Here is a 21,619-nt window from a genome sequence, read left to right as displayed (position 1 = left end):
AATGTGGATCGGAGAACTCGCCGAGAGGGCGGGCACTACCGCGAAGACCCTTCGCTTCTACGAGGAACAGGGCCTTCTGCCCCCGACCGAGCGCACGCCGTCCGGATACCGCGACTACGCGCCCGAGACGGTCGCTCGGATCGACTTCATCCACCGCGGCCAGGCCGCGGGCCTCACCCTCGCCCAGATCCGCCAGATCCTCGACATCCGCGACGGCGGCCATGCGCCCTGCGAGCACGTGCGCGACCTGCTTGACGTGCGCCTCGCTGAGATCGAGCAGCAGATCGCGCAGCTCTCCGTGCTGCGCGACACTATCGCGGACCTTAGCCAGGACGCCGCGCACCCGGATCCTGAAACGTGCAGCACCGATCAAGTGTGTAGGTACTTGTAGACGGCGGGACTCAATGACTCAAACGCTACAACCCCGATATGCGCTAGCGCAGGTCGATGCCGCCGGTGTCCACCTCGATGATTTTGGTGGTGGCCGCGATAGCACACAGCAGCGGCATCGGGGCGGAGGCCTGCAGCGCGAAGTGGTGGACTCGGAAGGACGCGTTGTTCACGCCGATTTCGTCCGCAGCCTGGGTGATCTCCAGACGAGTCTTGGCGATCTTTTCCGCAGATGGCCCGCACTAGCTGCCGAAGGCGTAATGCCCGAAGCTTAAGAAGCCGAACGCTTTCATTGGATAACACTCCTTTTGATGGTGTTAACGAGAGGGAGTAACTTTGCAACGACATACCGTCGAGTTCAAGTTCAACGTTTAAGCGCCGCGTCTGACTTATAGCGAAGGTGTTCTATGAGCATGATCGAGCTGAACGGCATCTTGATCTGCAAAGACCACAGTGATGTTTCAATCGTTGAACGGTTCCTTCCAAAACACGTTGAGCTCTCTCGTGATGAACCCGGGTGTCTGCGCTTCGAGGTCACTCAATCCGACGACCCGCTCGTATGGAATGTATCAGAACAATTCACTGATCAAGCATCGTTCGATTCGCACCAAGCGCGGGTTAAAGCGAGCGAGTGGGGTCAGGCAACAGCGCATATTCAACGTGACTACACCATCACGGGGCCCAGGGGAGGGTGAAATCGTTGACTACCGCTAGCAAGCTTCCGCCAGTGTACCCGAGCGTAAAGGCGCTAGGCAGTCACGCGCCCAACAGCAGCGTGCTGAGCAAGGGCGCTGGTGTTCCGACGGTGTACGTCCTATTGGCTACAGCTCAACAGGCGAGATCATCCCTGCTGAGGCGGAGGCTGTACTTGGTATCTATCGTGCTATCGAACGCGGTAATTCCATGCGCGATATCGCCAGCGTGCAGTGCATTGCTGCTTCAATTGGCCCTTCTTGCGTGCTCTCTTCTGTCCCAGCCACTTTATTGACACGTAGATTGCACTATGTACTAGGCAGCCATTTCATTGACACGTTAATTAAACAGTGAAGTAGCCAGCCATTCGATTGGCACGTTTACTGCGCAATAGATTGACACCAACGCCGTGTCCTTTACTCGGGAGACACCCCCGGTGACGGTGGCCAGCACAAAGACGACGGTGAAGCCGAGAATGAACAACCCGGCCGCACCCGCTACCGCCCACTGGCGTTTGGTGACCACCGCGCCCCCCCCTCGGCGTCGTAGTCGACCTCCCCGCCGACCACACTGGCCAGATACGACATATATCCGGGTACCAGGGGTACGACGCACGGGGAGGCGAACGAGATCAGACCTGCAGCTGCTGCAGCCAGGATGCCGATCATCAGTGGCCCGGTGGCCGCGGCGTCGGCGAACTGCTGGCCAATCGCCAACTGCGCAATCACATCAACGGTCATGATGCTGGTGCCTCCTCGGCCAGCGGCAGAGCGACATCAAGGATGTCATCGGCGGTGACCTCCCTCAGGAACACCGCGGCCGGGCGGTGGCTTCGGTCCAGGACAATGGTGGTCGGGATGACCGAGGTCGGCACCTCCCAGGGCCGCAGCGATACGAAACGGCGGGTCGTAGATCGAGGGATAGGTCACCGCGTTGTCGAGTTTGAAGTCCTGGGCGATGGTCTGGTTGTAGTCACGGACGTTGATGCCCAGCACCGTGCCACCGAGGGGGTCGAGAGTCTCCTGGACAAGCTGCAGGTCATCGACTTCCGTCCGGCACGGTGCACACCACTAGCCCCAAGCGTTGAGGACGACGACCTCGCCTTCAAAATCAGACAGGCTGATCTCCTCACTTTCCTCCATCAACGACGGGCAGGAGAAGCCCGGCAGCGGCGCACATTCCTCCTCTGCGTAGATAATCTCGGTTTGGCCTCCTGGTGAGTGGAACTGGAAGGTGCCCCCCCCCCGACGGCGACGGCGTTTCGGACGCCGTCGCCTGAGGAACAGGCCACCAGGGTCACGGCGGTGAGCACCGCGGCAACCGCGATGGCGGCTCTGCGGGGTGTGCTCGGCATGGATTAGATCTCCATATTCCGGGGCGGTGGGGAAGAAGACGGTGTTCTGGTTGTCCCGGAAGACCACAACACCGAGGAAGGTCATCGTGCTGCCCGGTGGGTGGCCTGCAGCGACTCTGCCCACCTCGGCACTCAACCCTGCTGTGGGGGGGGTTACTCGTAGCGAAGCGAGCTGAGCATCCCGGTTTCCATGTGATAGGCGTTATGGCAGTGAAATGCCCACTCACCGGGGTTGTCAGCGATCAGGTCGGCAATCATGGTTTCACCGTGGCGGAGAAGGACGGTGTCCTTGCGTAGCCCGCCGCTGCCGGGCAGCGCCCACGTGTGGCCGTGGATGTGCATGGGATGGGGCATCATGGTCCTGTTGCGCATGACCATCCGCAGGCGCTGGCCCTCCTGCACGGTCGCGGAGGACGATTGGCCGTCGGTGAGAATGCTCCATTCATACGGCATCATCTGCCCGCCCAGGTCGATGCTGACTTCTCGGTCTGGTGTGCCCTCAGGCAGGAGTGCACGGTCTGCTGGCTTCAGGGAGGACAGAAGCAGTCCGGTGGATGACAACTCGGGGAAGTCGACATCGGGGCGGGGGGCCTGGCCGCCGGCGGTGCGGATGACGGCGAAGGCGCGGTCGTCCTTACCCACCGCCAAAGCCGTGAGCGGGAAGATGCCGTCGCCGAGGATGACCTCGACGTCGACACGCTCGCCCATCGACAGGTAGATCGATTCGGTCTCCCGGGGCTGGACAGGGAAGCCGTCGGTGTGGGTGACGGTCATGCGGTGACCACCGAGGGCCACCTTGAAGATGGTGTCACCGCCGGAGTTGATAAACCGCAGGCGGGCCTTGTCGCCCGGGCGAGCCTCGAAGGTCCGGTGAGCACGGGGGATACGTCCGTTGATGAGGTAGTGCGGATACATCACATCGCCGGCATCCCCGCCCAGTACCCGGTCCGGGGTGCCGTGCATCATATGGCCGTGACCTCCCATCCCCTTCTTCCCGTTATGGTCGTCCGAACCCATTCCGGTGAGCTTGTCGAGCTCATCGTCGGGAGTGCCCTGAATGCCATCGACCCAGTCGTCGAGCACGATGGTCCACTCGACGTCCTGGTCCTCAGCGTCTTGCGGGTCACGGACGATCAGTGGGGCGTGGAGGCCGCGATCAAGCTGCAGGCCGGAGTGGGAATGGTAGAAGTAGCTGCCACCGTGGGGGACTTCAAAAACATAGGAGAAAGACTCGCCAGGTTCAATGGGGTCCTGGGTCATGCCGGGCACACCGTCGGCTGCGTTGTGGAGTGCGATGCCATGCCAGTGGATGGAGGTGCTCTCAGGCAGTTCATTGGTGATATCGACCTGGAGGACGTCGCCGGCGGTGGCCTCAATGGCCGCATCCCCGGTGTCAGAGACGTATCCCCACGTCTTGGCTTCGATACCGCCGATATCCAGAGAGAGGGGCCGGGCGGTCAGTGTCCGGCGCACCGTCGGCTCACCGAGCGCAGTGGGGGTGGGAGTGGGGTGAAGGGAGGAACCTGGTGCCGAGGCAGCGGGTCCAGGATCGCTGGTGCAGGCGGCCACGGCCCCGGTGCCGGCGAGGACGAGCCCGCCGAGCAGAAACTGTCGTCGGGAAAACGCGTTCGTCATGATTTAACCTTCCTGGTGTAAGAATTCAGTGACACGGGAGACAGGCGCAGGTGAGGACCCTGCTGAGCCATCACGTCAGGCGCAGGTCTGTGACACAGGTGGCACCGTCGTCGGTGGTGGAAAACTCCGTGGTGCCGGTACGCCCCTGGTAGCTGACCTCAATCAGACCGGTGACATCATCGGGAAGCCAGAAGCCAATAAACCCGTTGTCGAAGGTGGTTGTCGCCTCGTCCACCAGCACCTCACCGGTCGCCTCATCGGTGATCGTGACCTGGATATCCTCATTGTTGAGTTCCCCCAGGCAGGTCGTGAGGCTGTGGTAGAAGCAGTCGTGGGTGGAGGTGAGATAGGGTGCGATCGAGACATACGTCTGATTGTCGGGAAGATCGACCACGACTTCCTGGTCACCGCTCGAGAACAGCAGTTCATCGGCGCGCACTGAGGCGATCAAATCCGTGGGACGCTCAGTGACCTTCTGCCGGTCGAGGTGATCAATGATCTCCACCGCGCCCATGTCGGCCAGGCCATGGGTAGTCAGGAATGTATCCTGGGACACCGTCCCGTCGGCCGTGGGTTCCGGGTCGGCGGCCGAACACCCCGTGAGGGCGAGGGCAAGGGCGGCGACTGCGATCGCTGCTCGTTTCACGTCAATCTCCTTGGATCGTGGGTAGGACCGTGAGAAGACACCGCCTCAAGGTCGATGCCATACCTTTATCTAGCACGGGTGCCTGACGGACTAGAAATCAAAAACCCTGCTCACGGCGTTATAGCAGGGCGAAAAGAGGGTGAATTCGGTGAGCTGGGTCACCACCGGGACACCACCCCACAGCCGTGGTCGATGTCCTTCTACCCGCCCCGGGTATGCGGTGCTTGCAGTGAAATCCCTGGTGGCGCCTGCTGAACCGACCAAGGGAGGTGATGCCGCCGGCCCGGGGTGGGGCACAGGGGTGACGGCGGTGAAAGGTTATGTTTGAAGATTTGATGAAGATTCCCCGCCGGGCACTGAGCGAGGATGGTATTCCCCTCTGACCGGAGCGATACTGGGGTCTATGGCTGACCACACACCGACCACCGCCACGCCCCCGGGGCGGGTGCTGGTCGTCGATGATGAACAACCCCTGGCTCAGATGGTGGCCTCCTACCTCATCCGGGCAGGCTTCGATACCCGTCAGGCGCACACCGGCACCCAGGCCGTGGACGAGACCCGTCGCTTTTCCCCCGATGTTGTGGTGCTGGATCTGGGGCTGCCCGAACTCGACGGCCTGGAGGTGTGCCGACGGATCCGCACCTTCTCGGACTGCTACATCCTCATGCTCACCGCGCGTGGCAGCGAGGACGACAAGATCAGCGGTTTGACCCTGGGGGCGGATGACTACATCACCAAACCTTTTAGCATCCGGGAACTGGTGACCCGGGTGCATGCAGTGCTGCGCCGCCCGCGCACCAGCACCACCCCACCGCAGGTGACCACCCCCTTAATCGTTGGTGACCTCATCCTTGACCCCGTCGCCCATCAGGTGCGGGTGGGGGAGACTACCGTGGAGCTCACCCGCACGGAGTTCGAGCTGCTGGTTGCCCTGGCCCTGCGCCCCGGCCAGGCGCTGACCCGCCACGACCTGGTCACCGAGGTCTGGGACACCACCTGGGTCGGTGATGAACGCATCGTCGATGTCCACATAGGCAACTTGCGTCGCAAGCTCGGCACCGACACCCGAGGCCGGGGGTTTATCGACACCGTGCGTGGCGTGGGCTACCGGGTGGGGCAGCCATGAATCACGGACCCGGCCTGACCTTCCGCTTCCTGGCCGCCCAGGTGTTGGTCGTGGTGATTAGCCTGATGGTGGCCGCGGCCGTGGCCACGACGGTGGGGCCGACCCTGTTCCATGATCATATGTTGATGGCCGGCCGGGAGGACCCCTCGCTGGAGCTGTTCCATGCCGAGCAGGCCTACCGGGACGCCAACCTAATCACCCTGGCCGTCGCCCTGCCCACTGCCTTGATCAGCGCCCTACTGGCCAGCCTGTGGTTATCGCGGCGTCTGCGCACCCCCCTGCAGGATCTCGCCCGCGCCGCTACCAGCCTGGCGGCCGGTAACTCCCGTATCCGCGTGCCCGCCGGAGAAGCAGGCCCCGAGGTCGCCACCCTGGCGGATGCCTTCAACACCATGGCCGACCGGCTGGAACACACCGAACAGGTCCGCCGCCAGATGCTCTCTGATCTGGCCCACGAAATGGGCACCCCCTTATCGGTGCTCACGGTCTACCTCGATGGTCTCCAGGACGGGGTCGTGGACTGGAATAATGCCAACCATACGATCATGGCTGACCAACTCACCCGCCTGACCCGGTTGATGGAAGACATTGACGATGTCTCCCGGGCCCAGGAACACCGGATCGATTTGGACCTGGCAGAGGAAAGGCTCGGGGATCTGCTCCATACCGCCGCTGCTGCCGCGGGGGAAGCTTATGCTGACAAAGGCGTCGATTTACAGGTCGAGACCATTACGGACACCGCCCGGGTGCTCGTGGACCGGCAACGCTTCGGCCAGGTGATGAGCAATCTCCTGTCGAACGCGCTACGGCACACCCCGGCCGGCGGGCAGGTCCAGATTAGCGTCCACCGACAGGGGGCGTCCACCGCGCTCATCCACGTCGCCGATGACGGCGAGGGCATCCCACCTGGCCAGCTCGGACACATCTTCGAACGCTTCTACCGGGGGGATGCCGCCCGCAGCCGGGACAACGGCGGGTCCGGTATCGGTCTGACCATCTCCAAGGCATTAATCGAGGCCCACGGCGGCACTCTCACCGCCACCTCCCCCGGACCCGGTCGCGGAGCGGTGTTTGCCCTCCGCCTCCCGCTGTCTCCTCCCGACAGTGAGGAGGCTGCTCGGTGAGCACACCCTGCCCCGTGTGAGGGCCGTGCCCTCCACTCCTTGAAAATATACCCCAGGGGGGTATATGCTAGCGAGCGTTACCGCATCCCACCGACCCGTAGGAGCTTTCCCATGATCACCTCCCCGCCCCGCCTCTTGCCGATGGCCTCCCACGGCTGCAGCTGTTGCGGACCTGCCTCACGTGCCGACACCGCCTCCGTCCCTGCCGCCAGCGACTCGTCAGCAGGAGGGTCCTCCCCTAGCTACCAGGTCACCGGCCTGACCTGCGGGCATTGCGCGAAAAGCGTGACTCAGGCCCTTCAGGGGCTCCCCCAGGTCGACGACGTCCAGATTGACCTCGCTGCTGGTGGTGTTTCGACCGTCACGGTCACCGGTGCCGTACCTCCGGAGATGGTTCGCCGGGCCATCGAGGAGGCCGGCTACACCGTCTTATCCTGATCAGTTTTACCCATCATCTCGACCCCGACCGGGTTGAGCGGAAGGAACGTCATGAGCACTCTCCACCATTCCGGCGATCACCATGGTGATCACCCCGCTCCGGAAACAGACCACACCCACCACCCGGATCATGCCAGCCACGAACACCACACAGATGCCGACACCCACGGCCAGGGGATGCCCCACGATCACCCGCACTCCGCCCTGGACGAAGACCACCACGTTCATGGTCACGGCGAACACGCTGGACACAGCACTGCAATGTTTCGGGACCGCTTCTGGTGGTCGCTGATTCTGTCCATTCCCGCCGTTATTTTCAGCCCCATGGTCGCCCACCTGCTCGGCTACCACCTCCCGGCATTCCCCGGATCCACCTGGATCCCCCCGGTGCTGGGCACGATCATCTTCGTCTACGGCGGAACGCCTTTCCTCAAGGGCGGATGGAAAGAACTGAAATCCCGCCAACCCGGGATGATGCTCCTGATCGCCATGGCCATCACCGTGGCGTTTGTCGCCTCCTGGGTCACCACTCTGGGGCTGGGCGGTTTTGACCTGGACTTCTGGTGGGAGCTGGCCCTGCTGGTGACCATCATGCTGCTGGGCCACTGGCTGGAGATGCGTGCTCTCGGGGCCGCGTCCTCCGCGCTTGACGCGCTGGCTGCCCTGCTGCCGGATGAGGCCGAGAAAGTCATCGACGGGACCACCCGCACCGTGGCCATCTCCGAGCTGGTCGTCGACGACGTCGTGCTGGTGAGGGCCGGTGCCCGGGTGCCGGCCGACGGAACCATCATCGACGGAGCCGCCGAATTCGATGAGGCGATGATCACCGGCGAATCCCGTCCCGTCTTCCGCGACACCGGTGACAAGGTGGTCGCCGGTACCGTGGCCACCGACAACACCGTCCGCATCAGGGTGGAGGCTACCGGCGGGGACACCGCCCTGGCCGGGATCCAACGCATGGTTGCCGACGCCCAAGAGTCCTCCTCCCGGGCCCAGGCCCTGGCGGATCGGGCGGCAGCGTTGTTGTTCTGGTTCGCGCTGATCTCCGCTCTGATCACCGCGGTGGTGTGGACCATCATTGGCAGCCCGGACAATGCCGTGGTGCGCACGGTCACGGTGCTGGTCATCGCCTGTCCGCACGCCCTGGGCCTGGCGATTCCGCTGGTCATTGCGATCTCCAGCGAGCGGGCCGCGAAATCCGGGGTGCTCATCAAGGACCGGATGGCGCTCGAGCGGATGCGCACCATCGACGTGGTGCTCTTCGACAAAACCGGCACCCTGACCGAGGGTGCGCACGCGGTCACCGGTGTCGCAGCAGCTGTCGGCGTCACCGAGGGCGAGCTGCTGGCCCTGGCCGCCGCCGCGGAGGCCGACAGCGAGCACCCCGTGGCCCGCGCCATCGTGGCGGCCGCGGCCGCCCATCCCGAGGCCTCCCGTCGGCAAATGCGTGCAACTGGTTTCAGCGCCGCCTCCGGCCGGGGGGTCCGGGCCACTGTCGATGGCGCTGAGATCCTCGTGGGCGGGCCGAACATGCTACGCGAGTTCAACCTCACCACCCCGGCCGAGCTCACCGACACCACCAGTGCCTGGACCGGGCGTGGGGCCGGTGTGCTCCATATTGTCTGCGACGGTCAGATTATCGGTGCGGTGGCCGTCGAGGACAAGATCCGCCCCGAATCCCGCGCCGCCGTGAAAGCCCTGCAGGACCGCGGGGTGAAGGTCGCGATGATCACCGGTGACGCGCAGCAGGTGGCCCAGGCGGTTGGCCAGGACCTGGGGATCGATGAGGTCTTCGCCGAGGTCCTGCCCCAGGACAAAGACACCAAGGTCATGCAGCTGCAGGACCGGGGTTTGAGCGTGGCCATGGTCGGTGACGGTGTCAATGACGCCCCCGCTCTGACCCGTGCGGAGGTCGGTATCGCCATCGGTGCCGGCACGGATGTGGCCATGGAATCTGCCGGGGTGGTCCTAGCCAGTGATGACCCGCGGGCAGTGCTGTCGATGATTGAGCTGTCCCAGGCCAGCTACCGCAAGATGATCCAGAACCTGGTCTGGGCCTCTGGCTACAACATCCTCGCCGTGCCGCTGGCCGCCGGAGTGCTCGCCTCGATCGGGTTCGTGCTGTCCCCGGCCGTGGGCGCGATCTTGATGTCTGCCTCGACCATCGTGGTGGCCCTGAACGCCCAGTTGTTGCGCCGGATTGATCTGGACCCGGCCCACCTGGCTCCCACCAGTCCGAAGGAGTAACACACCACGCCTACTCCGAAATCCACCGCCGTCCACTGATCCATCACTTCTCTCCACTGACCCCATATGACCCTGAAAGGGCTCCACCATAAAGCGCACCCTTATTCTTTCCGCTCTCGCCGTGGCCTCCACCCTGGTGCTGGCCGCCTGCGGTGAGGCCACCGACTCAGGCAACACCGACGCCACCACCTCGGCCACCAGCACTGCGACGACTACCGCTGAGACGACCGAGACCACCAGGGCGGCGACTGAGGAGGACGGGGAGATCTCCGCCGATCACAACGACGCGGACATCATGTTTGCCCAGATGATGATCCCCCATCACAAGCAGGCCGTGGAAATGAGTGAGATGCTCTTGGCCAAGGAGGGCATCCCCGCCCAGGTCGTGGAGTTTGCCTAGGGAGTTATTGACGCCCAGGGACCGGAGATTGACCGGATGAACGCCATGCTCGAGGCCTGGGACCAGCAGCCGGTCACCGACTCTGGGGCATGGGAACCATGGATGAGATAGGTGGAATGGATCACGGCGAGATGGGTAGCATGAGCGGGATGATGAGCCAGGAGGACATGACAGCCCTTGAGGAAGCCCAGGGCACCGGCGCCGCCCGCCTTTACCTGGAGCAGATGACCGCCCACCACGAAGGCGCGGTCGACATGGCCCGTGACGAGGTTGCTGACGGCCAGAATCCCCATGCAATCACCCTGGCCGAACAAATTATCAACGACCAGGAGGACGAGATTGCCCAGATGCAGCAAATGCTCACTGACCTATGACAGGTCCCCGTCTTTTTCTGATCCCGAGGACAGGAATCTGAAAAAGAGGGATAACCGTGACGATTGCCACCTGCTGCGGGCGATGGGTCGTTGTCACCGCAGCGGGTGCACCGGGGTGGATGTTTCTACTCCCTCTGGTCGCACCACTGAGGAAAGGGGAAAGCCCCTGTGTCCAGAACCTTGGAGGACTACGCATTATTGTCCGATACTCACACGGCCGCCCTGGTCTGCCGGCAGGGCAGCATTAATGTTGGGGGTGTCCCCCGAGTAGTGGACACGGCGTTGGTGTCAGTTAGGCAACGAGGCCTACGGTAGCAGCCGTCGTCGGATTCTCGGTGGCGATTCCGACCCGAACCTCGGGGACATTCTCGCGCTTCCTCATCTACGTGAGCTCCGCGACGCCGGCCAGCTCACCGCTACCTCCATCTTCGATAGCTTGAGCGAGCTCGACCACGACCATCTAATCTGGTGCACTGGTTTCCGTCCGGCCCTCGGTCCATTCCGCCACCTCATGCGTGGCCGTGAAACCGCGATGAAGAATCTCCATCTAGTTGGTTACAGCAACTGGACCGGCGACGGCTCGGCAACCCTGACGGGTGTCGAGTCCTTTTGCTAAATACGCTGCCCAGGTAGTCGCGGGTCGTGTCGATGAAGCGCGGCATCAAAAGTTTTGAGACGACGCTTGGTCCCTGAGCAGCTCGATCCTTCAAAGATCCGCGCTGGAGAGCCGCGCGCTGGGCGAAGGTGCGCGTCAGCGCTTCGCTCGCGCAGCCCGCAGGCCGTTCAAGATCACGATAACTTCAGCGACCTCGTGAACCAATACGACGGCGGCCAGACCCAGCACGCCGCTGATCGCCAGCGGCATCAACACGATGATGATGGCCAGAGACAGCACGATGTTCTGGTTAATAATCCTGCTGCCTCGACGGGCGTGCTGCAGCGCCTGCGGGATCAACCGGAGGTCGTGGCCGGTGAAGGCGACGTCAGCGGACTCGATTGCGGCGTCAGAGCCGGTCGCTCCCATTGCTATGCCCACCGTCGCGCCCGCCAGCGCAGGAGCGTCGTTGATGCCGTCGCCAATCATCGCCGTCGGCGTCTTGGAGGAGAGCTCGGCGACGATGCTTGCCTTGTCCTCTGGACGCAGCTCGGCGCGCACGTCGTCGATTCCGGCGATTTCAGCCAGCGCCCGGGCGGTGCGAGTGTTGTCGCCGGTGAGCATGCTCACTTCCACGCCGTTGGCGTGCAGGGCCTGCACAGCTTCGGGCACCTCGGGCCGCAGTTCGTCGCGGACCCCGATCGCCCCGGCGAGGGCGTCATCGACGGTGACAAGGACGCAGGTTTGACCCTCGGACTCCATGCGCTCAACGTCTGCCTTCAGTGGCCCGGCGTCGATCCACCGGGGACTGCCCACAAGTACCCGTCGACCTTCGACGGTGCCGCCGATGCCATGCCCGGCTTCCTCGCTGATGTCCAAGGCAGCGGGCGCTTCGGGCACCGCTGCCGCGATCGCCGCAGCGAGGGGGTGCGTCGATTGCTGCTCAACTGCCGCCGCGAAAGCAAGCACCTGCGCCGGATCGAATCCGTCTGCCGGGACCACGTCGGTAACCTCGGGCTGGTTGCGGGTAAGGGTTCCGGTCTTGTCCACCGCCAGGTGATGGATGCCGCCGAGTCGCTCGAACGCCGCGCCGGATTTGATGACCACGCCGAACTGGCTGGCCGCGCCGATCGCGGCCACGACCGTCAGCGGCACGGAGATTGCCAGTGCACACGGCGATGCTGCGACCAGGACCACCAACGCGCGGGTGATCCACGTCTCGGGGTCGCCCAGCAGCGAGCCAATCATGCCGACCAGCACCGCCAGGATCATCACCCCGGGCACTAGGGGTTGGGCAATCCGGTCGGCGATCCGGGCGCGGTCGCCCTTTTCCGCCTGCGCCTGCTCGACCAGGTCCACGAGTGTGGTCAGCGAGTTGTCCGTTCCAGCTGCGGTCGTCTCGACCTCCAGCACGCCGGCGGAGTTGATTGCTCCCGCGGGCACCTCGTCGCCGGGCGCAACCTCCTCCGGAATGGATTCTCCGGTGACCGCTGAGGTGTCAAGGCTGGAGCGCCCAGACCGAATGATGCCATCCGTGGCAATCCGCTCTCCGGGGCGCACGAGCATCAGCTCGCCAGCCGCGAGGTCCTTCGCTGCGACCTCAACCGCCGTACCGTCGCGCAGCACGGTCGCGGTTTGCGGTACCAGCTTCAACAGTGCCCGCAGTCCGCCTTGGGCCCGGTCCATCGCCTTGTCTTCCAGTGCCTCGGCGATCGAGTACAGGAACGCTAGCGCCGCGGCCTCTCCGACGTAACCGAGGATTACCGCGCCGACCGCGCTGATCGTCATCAGCAAGCCAATGCCGAGCTTGCGCTTTGTGACAAGGTTCCGGATAGCGCTGGGCGCGAACGTATACGCCCCTAGCAACAGGCCGATCCAGAACAGGACTGTCGCGGGTGTCTCTAGCCCGGACCAATCCAGCGCCAGGCCTATACCGAGGGCTACGCCGGAGAAGATCGGCAGTAGCAACTCGGGGTCCTTCCACCATGGCCGATCGAGATCTTCGATCTCCGTGGCTGGTTCGTGTTCGCATCCACATGCTGAACTCATGCGTCCGCTCCTTTCCCGTCGCAGCCGGGCACCGAGCACTCAGGGTCGATGCACGGGGCGTTTGCGTCGACAGCCAACGTCGCGTTCACTAGCGCGTTGAGCGCTGTCGCAAGGTGCGGATCGGCGATTTCGTAGCGTGTCTTGCGGCCCTCCGGCTCGGCGACGACGATGCCGCAGTCACGCAAGCAGGTCAGGTGGTTCGAGACGTTCGAGCGGGTCAGGTCCAGGTCGCGCGAAAGCACGGCCGGGTAGCTCGGGCCGTCGAGTAGGGTGATCAGGATTCTGGAGCGCGTCGGATCCGCCATGGCCCGGCCGAGCCGGTTCATGACGTCGAGGCGTGAAGCAATAGTCAGCATATGCTGAACTGTACAGCAATTACTGAACTTTTCAACACGCACTGAACTGACATTGAAGCGAAGAGCTTGCGAACTGGAGGAATTAGTCGATGGGATAGCCGGTAACTGGGCCTTCGTGATTCGGCTGCCAACCCAACGCGGGGGCGACATGCGTGGCGAAGTTGTCCAAGATCTTCACGTTGACGTCGACGCCCATCCCAGTGGGGATGGTGATGAGCAGGGTGTCGGCGGACATGACGGCGGCGTCGGCTTTGAGTTGCTCAATGAGTTTGTCCGGCTCGGCGGCGTAGGTGCGGCCGAAGGTGGAGGCGCCGACGTCGGGAAGCATGCCCACCTGATCGGAGCCGGAGGCCTGCATGCCGAACAACTGCATGTCCGCGCCGTCGACGATGGGGAAGACGGAGCGGGACACCGACACACGCGGCGTCCAATCGTGGCCCGCCTTCTTCCACGCGGCGCGGTAGCGGCTGATCTGATCCGCCTGGATTTCGCCCAGAATCTCGGCGGTGGTCTCGGAGACCAGGGTGGAGGACATCAGGTTGAGCCCGTCCTTGGCGGTTTGCTCGGCAGAAGCGTGGGTGCCGGAGCCGTAGAAAATGTGCTTACGCAGCTCGGGCACCATGGGGAAGACCGGCAGGGCGGAGCCGGGTTGGAACATGTTGGGGTACTGCCGGTCTAGCGGTGCGGCGGTGGCGAATCCGTTGCCGTCCACTGCAGCCATGAACGCCTCGAGGTGGGCTCGCGCCACGTCCGCGCCGTTGGGCGCTTTACCCTTGTAGCCGAAGGCCTCCCAGCCGCGGTCAGCCACCTCTGGGGCGCCGCGCGAGACGCCCAGGGCCACGCGGCCACCGGAAATTTGGTACAGCGACGCGGCCTCTTCGGCGAGGTAGAGCGGGTTTTCATAGCGCATGTCGATGACACCGGTGCCCATCTCGATGTGTTTGGTGGTGGCCGCGACAGCACCCAGCAGCGGCATCGGGGCGGAGGCCTGCGGCACGAAGTGGTGGACTCGGAAGGACGCGTTGTTCACGCCGATTTCGTCCGCAGCCTGGGTGATCTCCAGATGAGTCTTGGCGATCTTTTCCGCAGATGGCCCGCGCTGGCCACCGAAGGCGTAATGCCCGAAGCTTAAGAATCCGAACGCTTTCATTGGATACCACTCCTTTTCATGGTGCTAACGAGAAAGTAACTTTGCAACGAGATACCGTGGACTTTAAGCTCGACGTCTAGGTCCGTGGCAAGACGGTAGATCGATTTTTCGATTCGGCGCTTTGGGGCGCTACCGGAGTCCCCGGTGGTCTTCTTAGATTGAGCGGTTCAGATTTCCTAACCTAAAGCTCGTTTGAGCGTGCTATCCGCTGGTGCGCCTCCGATACTGCTGCTCATAAGGTGGCGGGCGCTCCATGAATACAAAGCGTAGGTCAGGCCGAGGAGGATGCAGCCCCCTGGGCTCTGGTGTATGCGCTAGCCCCGCTCGGGGTAGCGCACGAGGAGATCGTTGCCGATGACTGCGCCGTCGTTGAGCGTTGCCTCGCTCACCTTCGCCCCGGCTGCACCCAGGCCCATAATGTGGCCAACCTCGTCACCGTGGGCGATGAGGTGGTCGGCGATGATACGCCGGTGGCAGCGCCACCACACCGCCTCGGAGCACATGATCGCGGTGGGAGTTTCGGCTGCGTTCGCCCGTAGCTGCGAGATCGCGTCGGAGAACTCCTCGCCCAGCGCATGGTCGGCGTAATTGTGGAAACTGCGGTTACGCCAGTTGCCGTTAACCTCAAACGGCACCGAGTGGGACACGTTGCGCCGTCCGGTTAGGCCCTCGCTTCTGCTGTAAGTGATGCCACATGTGGGAAGGTGTTCGGCAAGGTGGTCGCCGTTGAACCACGGGTACTTCCTGGACCCGGGCAGCTTGCGCACATCCACGATGGATGCCACACCGGCCGCCTTGATCATTTCAGCGAAGTCCTCGAACTCGAGGTTGGAGTGGCCCACGGTGAAAATGCGCATGTCACCAATGCTACGCGCCAAGCGATTACACTCACATCGGCTTCACGAATGAGATGGTGACTTTGCAACGACACGTCGTGGAGTTTAAGTGCAACGTGTAAAGGTTTTTCAAGCGTCGCGCGATGGGGATGTGGACCCACGATTGCAGGGTCGACTGCGACGGAGTGACCATTGTCTGGCTCAGCCAAGCTATTGACTCTGCGATGCCGCGGGTGCGCCATCAGACTCTTCATGCTGAATGCGCGAGGCATGCAGTCGGGCGTGGGCGATGGCGTCGAGAGTGTTGTCGAAGACGTGATTCTCGTGCGCAAGCTGGTCGAATACGCCGAGTTCGCGCAACACCGGAATATGTTCGGGCTTCGTGGCTGCGAGCAAGACCCTGGTACCGCGGCGTTCGAGGCGCCCAATCGTGTCGGCGAGCATCTGGGCGCCGGTGGCGTCGATCGTCGTAACGTAGCGCATGCGGAGCACGACAACCTTGACCGACGAGACATCAGCGAGCTCGAGGAGGAAATCGTGCGCTGCACCAAAGAAGAGGGGGCCTTCCATACGGAAGGCGGCGATGTGCTCGTCGAGAAGCTCACGCTCCTTGTCGCGGTGGTCTCCCTCGTCTAGCGGGGCGGCCTCTAATACCGCCGTGCGGGCGGTATCGCGCAGTGCGAAGAAGCCCGCCATAACGAGGCCGATGAGCACGGCGACGACAAGATCGAACACGACGGTGGCGGCAGCCGTGATGAGCAGGGTCGCCCCGTCGCCCTTGGTGGCGCGTATCACCGAGCGGAGGTTCCGCGGGTGGATCATCTGAATCGCAGTGGCGATGAGCACGCCGGCGAGCGCGGCGAGAGGAATCTCGCCCACCCACCGAGCTGCGACGAGTACGGCGACGAGCAGGAGCAGCGAATGGAACACCGCTGCCAGGCGTGTGCCTGCGCCTGCCCGCACATTGACGGCAGTTCGGGCGATCGCGGCGGTCGCGGGAATCCCGCCGAACAGGGGCGCGACGACGTTGGCCACGCCCTGTCCGAAGAGCTCGCGGTCGGGATCGTGCCGGTCGCCAACAGTCATTGCGTCGGCAACCGTCGCAGATAGTAACGATTCCAACGCGCCGAGAGCTGCGACGGCGACTGCTGCCAACAGAAGCGAATCCAGGTGCTCCCACGGGATCTGTGGCCAGCGCGGGGCAGGCAACGTCGACGGGATGTACCCGATTGTCTTCAGGCCGCTGTCTGCCAGCATGTTGATGGCCGTCGCGGCAGCTACCAACACCAGCGCCGCGGGGAAGCCGCTACGAACGCGCGCAGCAAGCACGATTCCAGCCGCCACCGCAATGGTCATCACCGGCGCCTGCCATGCCGGAGCATCTAACCAAGCTTTGATCGAGCCCCACGCCAACCCGAGGACTTTCTCGCCGTCCACGTCAACGCCGAGTGCTGCGGGCAGCTGTTGGAGGCCGATGATTAACGCAATACCGGCGGTGAAACCTTCGACGACAGGTAACGGCATGTACTTCATCGCGCGGCCAGCGCCGGTGAACGCCAGCAAGAGCAGCATGAGCCCCGCCAGCACGCCGACGACGAGCACCCCATCGGCACCATGGTTGGCCACGATGGGGATTAACACGACGGTCATTGCGCCGGTCGGGCCGCTTACCTGGACATTGCTACCGCCGAAGACTGCGGCCAGGATACCCGCGACGATGGCCGTCGTAATTCCGGCCGCCGCGCCGACACCGGACGCAACGCCGAAGCCGAGTGCGAGGGGGAGGGCGACGAGGGCCACCATGAGGCCTGCCGAGAGGTCGCGCCCGATTGTCGCGCGGGACCAGTCCGAGCGGCGCGGTGCGAAACGCAGGGCACGGGACCGGATGCCCACCGTAGAGGCGGCGGAGGAGGGGCGGGTCATACTACTTTCTTGCTCCTTCAGGGCTCAATGACACTCAAAGGATACACAAGGTGCCATCCTCCGACGGTCACATTCCCGGTTCTGGCCGAGGCCTCATGTCGGGGGAATAAAACTTCCTGACCTGGCGGGAGTTCGCTGGAGCGTTGTCGCGGTGCTTGGAGTGACGTGCGTGAGCCGGTGTCCGAAGAGCAGGTAGCCCAGGAGAACCGGTACCAGTGTCATACAGAGCGCGACACCACTGCTCATGGGTCGGGCCTGACGGCGGGCTGGGGGCGAGGGCCGGCTACCGGATCCGGGCTTTCGCAGTGACGAGCAGCAGGGCGGCATGGTCGACTTCGCCGTTTTTGATCTCGCGATTGAGCTTGTGTAGCACCACGGGGCAGCGCAGGCAGCGGATGCCGGATTTGCAGCACTTCTTCTTCGGTGTCATCGCAGCCAGTTTGAAGGGGTCCTTGCCGGCGAGCTTTTTCGCGGCTTTGGCCTCGGCCTTCGAGTATTCGGGCAGACGTAGCGAGGTCGTTGCCGCAGCCTTTTTCGCGGCTTTGGCGGCGTCCTTCTTCTTGCCCTTGTCGCCTTTCTTGCCCTTGGCCATGCGCGTTCCCTTCGTCGCGGATTTTCCCGAATTAGGTTAGCGTCACCTCATGCGATGTGGGTAGGCGTGGGTGTATGGCGGGTGTATTCGGCGTGGTGTACGACGACCGACCAGGTTGTAGAGATTCTGCGATACGTGCTTAAGGCGTAAGGCCTGCAGAATTAAGAGCCAAGACAAAGGGCGACTTCGGAAGACAATTCCGAAGTCGCCCTTTGCTTAGTCAACACTGCGCGGACCAAACCGGACAGCAACAAGCCTGCTAGGAGATTGCGAAGCCAGATGCTGGTCCTGGCTTTTCGACGGGCTCGCCAGCCTCGTCGACCATCCAGTCAATTTCCAGCTCCAGCTCGCGCTCGATGCCAGCACGCTTTCGGGAATCGACGACTTCCATCGTGGTATTAAACGATGTCGGCATGGTCATCGTCACCGTGGACTCACCAGTGCCGAGAGTCATTTCCCCGGCGCGGATGCGAGCTGCCAGCGTCTCCAGCAAATCCGCGAGCTCATCGCGGCTGAAGCTTGCCTTGCTCTTCACCAGCTTTTGATTCTTCGGGGGGTGTAATTTTTTTAGGTTTCGGTGCCATGTCTTTACTTACCTTTCCAGCCGTGTAGGTATTTGTGCAGTGTGGAGAATCGGCCGTCACTCCACACTGTCTTTGAAGATGGTCTAGAAAGCTTTCAGGAAGCCTGTCTATCCCCATTATCCCAATAAAAAGTGGTTTTTACCGGGCTAAATAACAAGAGGCTAGAAATTTCTATAGGTAGGTTATAAATTGTGGAAAATCCCTACGCTATGCTCTGGGGTGCAAGGTCCTAAGTGCCTTAGGTTAGGAGCTCTAGTAACGGCGCCCTTGGGTAGCGCCTCAAACGTGTCGACCGACAGCAATAGGGGAGGAGTAAACGTCACATGGTGTCACCCGACAACATCCTGATGTACCTTCTGCCTGAGCAAGAGGCGCAGGTTAAAGAGATATTTGTGCAACTGGCAGAGCGTGGATTCCCGCAGCAGAATCAAAAGCCCCACATCACTGTCACCTTCGCACCGACCATGAGCCCGGAGGTAATCCAACGAGCAGCCGAAATTCTCCCACCGCTGATGCCTGCGGAATTCCGCAGGGTAGGAACGGTAGTGTTCGGCACAAAGAGTAAACAGACTGTCGCATGGTTATTAGAAACAAGCGATGAGCTGGAAGAAGCCGCTCGTGAGATCAGTCGTCTTAACCCTGAAGGTCGCGGCTCCCGCTGGATTCCGCACCTGACTATGGGGCTGCGAATCCCGCGGGATATGGTTCCCGGTTACGTCCGGGCTCTTGATGAACTAACAAGCCCGCACTTCAAAACTCTTAGTGCACCACGCGCTGCGTTCTGGAGTCCCAAAGTGCAGGAATTAACGGAGTTTTAGCGCGCCGCACGCCGCAACTTTTCAAAAGCAGCGCAGCCAAGCGGCCACTAAGCGGCGTCCATAATCTTCTTTGCCTGGGCATCGAAGACCTCCAAGGCGCGCTTCTTTGCCGCTTCCTTGGACTCTGGGGTCGCCTGTGCAAGTTCCATCGGTTGTGTCGCATTTTCCGCGCCGGTTGATGGAACGTCTGGAATCGGGGCAGCGGACACCATCACCATCACGCCATTGACAACGCCGACAATGTCGTAGCTGGTGGCATCAGTATTAGTGCCACCGGAGCTAATGTCCACAACTGTCGCGTGTGCAGTGAGCTCATCTGGCTTGACGGAAAGATCCGGCTCCCACTTTTCCCGGTGCATTTTCATGGTGGTTGTCATATCCATGTCATTGAGCATCTCCTGCGCCTCAGGAGGAAGTTCCTGGCCTTCCATGGATTCGTTTACGAGGTCGGAAGCATCCATCGAAGCGGTCACCTCAGAGCACTTGTTAAGAACATCTGTGTACTCCTGGTAGGTCTGAGGGTTCTTCAATACTGAGACAGCGATGGTGACCTTTTCCGCGTCCAAATTAGCGAAAGAACTGACAGCTCGCTCCAATTCTTCCGTTGGCTTGATGAAAGTGGCACATTCGGCCGGCTCTATATCTAAAGAATCCTCCGAAAACATCTCCATTGCGTCCTTGTACCCATTAATCCTGTTGTTGGAGAAGTCCACACCTTGAACTTCATTAGTGAGCAGGAGCTGATCTTCGGATGCAGCTGGAGCTGACCCGTCTGCCTTCGTCATCTTGCTGGTCGACTCTTTGCCTGCCTCGCCACCGGCATTGTTGCTTTCTTCTCCCGAGCCGCATGCGGTGAGCAGGGCGGCGCTTGTACAACCTGCGACGACGGTTGTCGCAATTTTCTTCCACATTCCAGAGCTGCGCTGCTTCATGATTCCTCATTCCATCGAGCTGAATTTCAACAACCTATGCAACCTGATCAGATGTCCTGAGCCGGAGCCAATCTTTTGTGAAAGAAAGAATACAAGAGCTCGCCTCAGCACGCTTCCCAATATCAAGAATTTCAGTCGCGTCTGCTTCACGACGCTCCGTCGGACCTCACCGCAGACTGTGCAACCTTTGCCACGGGGTACGTGGATACCAACGCAATAATCGCACCGAAGATGAAAACGGGCACGAATCCGAATTTCGGTGCTGCGAAAGAAATAACAAAAGGAGCGAAGAAACCAACATAGGTCAGCGAATAGTAGATAGCAGTCGCAGCGCCCAGCTCGGCTGGCGGTGCGATAATTTGCACTTCGCGGAGGCCGGAGACCATCATCACGCCGTACGCGGCACCGAGAGCTAGAGCAGCGGGGAAAACGCTCCACACATTCTGGGTGAGTGCAACGATAAGACTGAGCAGCATTCCGACCGTCGTTAAGCCAAGACCGAAAATAGCTGGCGGGATAAAGCTGCTGGAACTGATGCGAGTGACCAGTGGTTGCACCAAAACGCCGGTGCCCATCGTGATACAGGCGATGAGCCCGGCGAAGGCGATGGGGTAGCGGGATTCGGCGATTGTTGGCAGGACGACGAAGGATGTGCACGCAGCGCCGAAGACCCACGGTGCCCAAGCGGCGACTGCCCACAGGAACCTCGGGCTAAGCGTGGCGGAGGAGAAGAACCGTTGCGGAGAGTCGCTGTGCGCTGCGTTTGGAAGTCCTCCGGAAGCGTTCCATGTTATTGGTGCGATAAAAAGCAGCAGTGCGAGATGAACAAGATAGGGGATGACATCAGGGCGCGGGGTGAATTCTGCGACCAACCCGGAAGCCAGGGGGCCGAGGGAGAATCCGGCGGAGAGTGCAACGGTTGCGCGCCGGGCAGAAATTTGAGGTGCGACGGGCGCAATTTCTTTGATCCACGAGGCACCGGCGGCCATTACCATGCCCATCGAAATGCCGATGATAAGACGTCCTACCAGAAGTGATGGGAAGTGGAACCAGATGCCGGTGAGTAGGACGGCTGAGCCAACGGCAGAGGTTATGAGTGCAGGCCGGATGATGGCGCGACGGCCGAGCCGGTCGGAAAGTGGGCCGCAGATGAGTAGCGCGGGGATGAGTCCTGCGACGTAGATGGCGAAGAGAAAGGTGACCTGGGACTGGTTGAGAGCATCGGTTATTCGATACGCGGGCAGGAGTGGTGCGAAGAGGTTGGCTCCAAACGCAACCGCGAACATGCCCAGGGCTACCCGAATCCAGTCTCGTATCACGGTTGCCTCCTGAGGGCTCTCATCTGTGGGGATAGAAC

The 21,619-nt window shown here is 62.1% G+C and carries 20 protein-coding genes and 4 pseudogenes; 9 read left to right on the top strand and 15 right to left on the bottom strand.

Annotated elements, in window-relative coordinates; genetic code table 11:
* Position 1 precedes the first annotated feature (1 nt).
* Positions 2-391, top strand: a complete 390-nt coding sequence (locus tag CRD18_RS06500; RefSeq protein WP_005290994.1) for a heavy metal-responsive transcriptional regulator — start codon at positions 2-4, stop codon at positions 389-391.
* 46 nt (positions 392-437) lie between these two features.
* On the opposite strand, the pseudogene CRD18_RS11215 reads toward CRD18_RS06500, so the two are convergent.
* Positions 438-683, bottom strand: a pseudogene (locus tag CRD18_RS11215) (alkane 1-monooxygenase); the annotation flags it as partial.
* A 114-nt stretch (positions 684-797) separates the two neighbouring features.
* On the opposite strand from CRD18_RS11215, the gene CRD18_RS06490 reads away from it, so the two are divergent.
* Entirely contained in the window at positions 798-1,085 is a 288-nt protein-coding gene (locus CRD18_RS06490; protein WP_048734831.1) for a putative quinol monooxygenase, read from the top strand.
* Positions 1,086-1,518: 433 nt separating this feature from the next.
* Here the strand turns inward: CRD18_RS06490 and CRD18_RS06485 are convergent.
* From CRD18_RS06485 to CRD18_RS06470, 4 genes and pseudogenes are all read right to left on the bottom strand, one after another.
* Positions 1,519-1,823, bottom strand: a pseudogene (locus tag CRD18_RS06485) (cytochrome c biogenesis protein CcdA); the annotation flags it as partial.
* Positions 1,820-2,437 (bottom strand): annotated as a pseudogene (locus CRD18_RS06480) (TlpA family protein disulfide reductase). The pseudogenes CRD18_RS06485 and CRD18_RS06480, both read right to left, overlap by 4 nt.
* Before the next feature lie 153 nt (positions 2,438-2,590).
* Positions 2,591-4,072, bottom strand: a complete 1,482-nt coding sequence (locus tag CRD18_RS06475; RefSeq protein WP_048731338.1) for a multicopper oxidase family protein — start codon at positions 4,070-4,072, stop codon at positions 2,591-2,593.
* Between the two features lie 70 nt (positions 4,073-4,142).
* On the bottom strand, positions 4,143-4,718 hold the full coding sequence (locus CRD18_RS06470; RefSeq protein ID WP_187406596.1) for a CueP family metal-binding protein: 576 nt from the start codon (positions 4,716-4,718) through the stop codon (positions 4,143-4,145).
* A 403-nt stretch (positions 4,719-5,121) separates the two neighbouring features.
* On the opposite strand from CRD18_RS06470, the gene CRD18_RS06465 reads away from it, so the two are divergent.
* The 3 genes from CRD18_RS06465 to CRD18_RS06455 all read left to right on the top strand — a co-directional run bounded on the left by CRD18_RS06465 (position 5,122) and on the right by CRD18_RS06455 (position 7,406).
* On the top strand, positions 5,122-5,844 hold the full coding sequence (locus tag CRD18_RS06465; RefSeq protein WP_038626116.1) for a response regulator transcription factor: 723 nt from the start codon (positions 5,122-5,124) through the stop codon (positions 5,842-5,844).
* A complete protein-coding gene (locus tag CRD18_RS06460; protein ID WP_049171244.1) occupies positions 5,841-6,968 on the top strand; it encodes a cell wall metabolism sensor histidine kinase WalK in 1,128 nt (375 codons plus the stop codon). Before CRD18_RS06465 ends, CRD18_RS06460 begins: the two co-directional genes overlap by 4 nt.
* A gap of 111 nt (positions 6,969-7,079) precedes the next feature.
* Positions 7,080-7,406, top strand: a complete 327-nt coding sequence (locus CRD18_RS06455) for a heavy-metal-associated domain-containing protein (RefSeq protein ID WP_048731341.1) — start codon at positions 7,080-7,082, stop codon at positions 7,404-7,406.
* Positions 7,407-7,412: 6 nt separating this feature from the next.
* On the opposite strand, the gene CRD18_RS11120 is transcribed toward CRD18_RS06455, so the two are convergent.
* Positions 7,413-7,634, bottom strand: coding sequence for a hypothetical protein (locus tag CRD18_RS11120; protein ID WP_242458683.1), 222 nt, complete (start codon positions 7,632-7,634; stop codon positions 7,413-7,415).
* Between CRD18_RS11120 and CRD18_RS06450 the strand changes: the two genes are divergently transcribed.
* The 3 genes and pseudogenes from CRD18_RS06450 (at position 7,584) to CRD18_RS11115 (ending at position 11,043) form a co-directional block, all read left to right on the top strand.
* Positions 7,584-9,653 carry a copper-translocating P-type ATPase gene (locus tag CRD18_RS06450; RefSeq protein ID WP_242458681.1) on the top strand — a complete coding sequence of 690 codons (2,070 nt, stop codon included), beginning with the start codon at positions 7,584-7,586 and terminating at the stop codon, positions 9,651-9,653. The two genes, CRD18_RS11120 and CRD18_RS06450, sit on opposite strands and share 51 nt — an antisense overlap.
* Positions 9,654-9,741: 88 nt before the next feature.
* Positions 9,742-10,427, top strand: a pseudogene (locus tag CRD18_RS11210) (DUF305 domain-containing protein).
* 436 nt (positions 10,428-10,863) lie between these two features.
* Positions 10,864-11,043, top strand: a complete 180-nt coding sequence (locus CRD18_RS11115; protein ID WP_224784021.1) for a hypothetical protein — start codon at positions 10,864-10,866, stop codon at positions 11,041-11,043.
* Between the two features lie 135 nt (positions 11,044-11,178).
* On the opposite strand, the gene CRD18_RS06430 is transcribed toward CRD18_RS11115, so the two are convergent.
* The 7 genes from CRD18_RS06430 to CRD18_RS06400 form a co-directional block, all read right to left on the bottom strand.
* Positions 11,179-13,071, bottom strand: a complete 1,893-nt coding sequence (locus CRD18_RS06430) for a cation-translocating P-type ATPase (protein WP_048733751.1) — start codon at positions 13,069-13,071, stop codon at positions 11,179-11,181.
* A complete protein-coding gene (locus tag CRD18_RS06425) occupies positions 13,068-13,427 on the bottom strand; it encodes a helix-turn-helix transcriptional regulator (RefSeq protein ID WP_048733754.1) in 360 nt (119 codons plus the stop codon). Before CRD18_RS06425 ends, CRD18_RS06430 begins: the two co-directional genes overlap by 4 nt.
* Before the next feature lie 82 nt (positions 13,428-13,509).
* Entirely contained in the window at positions 13,510-14,577 is a 1,068-nt protein-coding gene (locus tag CRD18_RS06420) for an LLM class flavin-dependent oxidoreductase (protein WP_070851719.1), read from the bottom strand.
* Between the two features lie 314 nt (positions 14,578-14,891).
* Positions 14,892-15,434, bottom strand: coding sequence for a DUF488 family protein (locus tag CRD18_RS06415; RefSeq protein ID WP_042389435.1), 543 nt, complete (start codon positions 15,432-15,434; stop codon positions 14,892-14,894).
* Positions 15,435-15,623: 189 nt separating this feature from the next.
* Positions 15,624-17,336, bottom strand: a complete 1,713-nt coding sequence (locus CRD18_RS06410) for a SulP family inorganic anion transporter (protein ID WP_070851720.1) — start codon at positions 17,334-17,336, stop codon at positions 15,624-15,626.
* Positions 17,337-17,619: 283 nt separating this feature from the next.
* Positions 17,620-17,928 carry a hypothetical protein gene (locus CRD18_RS06405; RefSeq protein WP_070851721.1) on the bottom strand — a complete coding sequence of 103 codons (309 nt, stop codon included), beginning with the start codon at positions 17,926-17,928 and terminating at the stop codon, positions 17,620-17,622.
* A gap of 259 nt (positions 17,929-18,187) precedes the next feature.
* Complete coding sequence (locus CRD18_RS06400; protein WP_049170663.1) at positions 18,188-18,463, bottom strand: amphi-Trp domain-containing protein; 276 nt, start codon at positions 18,461-18,463, stop codon at positions 18,188-18,190.
* Positions 18,464-18,835: 372 nt separating this feature from the next.
* On the opposite strand from CRD18_RS06400, the gene CRD18_RS06395 reads away from it, so the two are divergent.
* Entirely contained in the window at positions 18,836-19,330 is a 495-nt protein-coding gene (locus tag CRD18_RS06395) for a 2'-5' RNA ligase family protein (protein ID WP_049170665.1), read from the top strand.
* A gap of 47 nt (positions 19,331-19,377) precedes the next feature.
* Here CRD18_RS06395 and CRD18_RS06390 read toward each other — a convergent pair whose 3' ends face one another.
* Both CRD18_RS06390 and CRD18_RS06385 read right to left on the bottom strand, forming a co-directional pair.
* Entirely contained in the window at positions 19,378-20,262 is an 885-nt protein-coding gene (locus tag CRD18_RS06390; RefSeq protein ID WP_049170669.1) for a hypothetical protein, read from the bottom strand.
* Positions 20,263-20,408: 146 nt separating this feature from the next.
* Positions 20,409-21,581, bottom strand: a complete 1,173-nt coding sequence (locus tag CRD18_RS06385) for an MFS transporter (protein ID WP_224784271.1) — start codon at positions 21,579-21,581, stop codon at positions 20,409-20,411.
* Positions 21,582-21,619: the final 38 nt, after the last annotated feature.

Source organism: Corynebacterium sp. LK31 (assembly GCF_014335015.1).
In the GTDB taxonomy this organism is placed as follows: domain Bacteria; phylum Actinomycetota; class Actinomycetes; order Mycobacteriales; family Mycobacteriaceae; genus Corynebacterium; species Corynebacterium jeikeium_D.
Note: the sequence above shows the minus strand (reverse complement) of the source record. Positions and strands in the feature narration are given on the sequence as shown.

Coding starts and splice junctions, on each gene's coding strand:
- CRD18_RS06500 (WP_005290994.1), top strand. CDS start 2: ATGTGGATCGGAGAACTCGCCGAGAGGGCGGGCACTACCGCGAAGACC.
- CRD18_RS06490 (WP_048734831.1), top strand. CDS start 798: ATGAGCATGATCGAGCTGAACGGCATCTTGATCTGCAAAGACCACAGT.
- CRD18_RS06475 (WP_048731338.1), bottom strand. CDS start 4,072: ATGACGAACGCGTTTTCCCGACGACAGTTTCTGCTCGGCGGGCTCGTC.
- CRD18_RS06465 (WP_038626116.1), top strand. CDS start 5,122: ATGGCTGACCACACACCGACCACCGCCACGCCCCCGGGGCGGGTGCTG.
- CRD18_RS06460 (WP_049171244.1), top strand. CDS start 5,841: ATGAATCACGGACCCGGCCTGACCTTCCGCTTCCTGGCCGCCCAGGTG.
- CRD18_RS06455 (WP_048731341.1), top strand. CDS start 7,080: ATGATCACCTCCCCGCCCCGCCTCTTGCCGATGGCCTCCCACGGCTGC.
- CRD18_RS06450 (WP_242458681.1), top strand. CDS start 7,584: ATGCCCCACGATCACCCGCACTCCGCCCTGGACGAAGACCACCACGTT.
- CRD18_RS11120 (WP_242458683.1), bottom strand. CDS start 7,634: ATGAACGTGGTGGTCTTCGTCCAGGGCGGAGTGCGGGTGATCGTGGGG.
- CRD18_RS06430 (WP_048733751.1), bottom strand. CDS start 13,071: ATGAGTTCAGCATGTGGATGCGAACACGAACCAGCCACGGAGATCGAA.
- CRD18_RS06425 (WP_048733754.1), bottom strand. CDS start 13,427: ATGCTGACTATTGCTTCACGCCTCGACGTCATGAACCGGCTCGGCCGG.
- CRD18_RS06420 (WP_070851719.1), bottom strand. CDS start 14,577: ATGAAAGCGTTCGGATTCTTAAGCTTCGGGCATTACGCCTTCGGTGGC.
- CRD18_RS06415 (WP_042389435.1), bottom strand. CDS start 15,434: ATGCGCATTTTCACCGTGGGCCACTCCAACCTCGAGTTCGAGGACTTC.
- CRD18_RS06410 (WP_070851720.1), bottom strand. CDS start 17,336: ATGACCCGCCCCTCCTCCGCCGCCTCTACGGTGGGCATCCGGTCCCGT.
- CRD18_RS06405 (WP_070851721.1), bottom strand. CDS start 17,928: ATGGCCAAGGGCAAGAAAGGCGACAAGGGCAAGAAGAAGGACGCCGCC.
- CRD18_RS06395 (WP_049170665.1), top strand. CDS start 18,836: ATGGTGTCACCCGACAACATCCTGATGTACCTTCTGCCTGAGCAAGAG.
- CRD18_RS06390 (WP_049170669.1), bottom strand. CDS start 20,262: ATGAAGCAGCGCAGCTCTGGAATGTGGAAGAAAATTGCGACAACCGTC.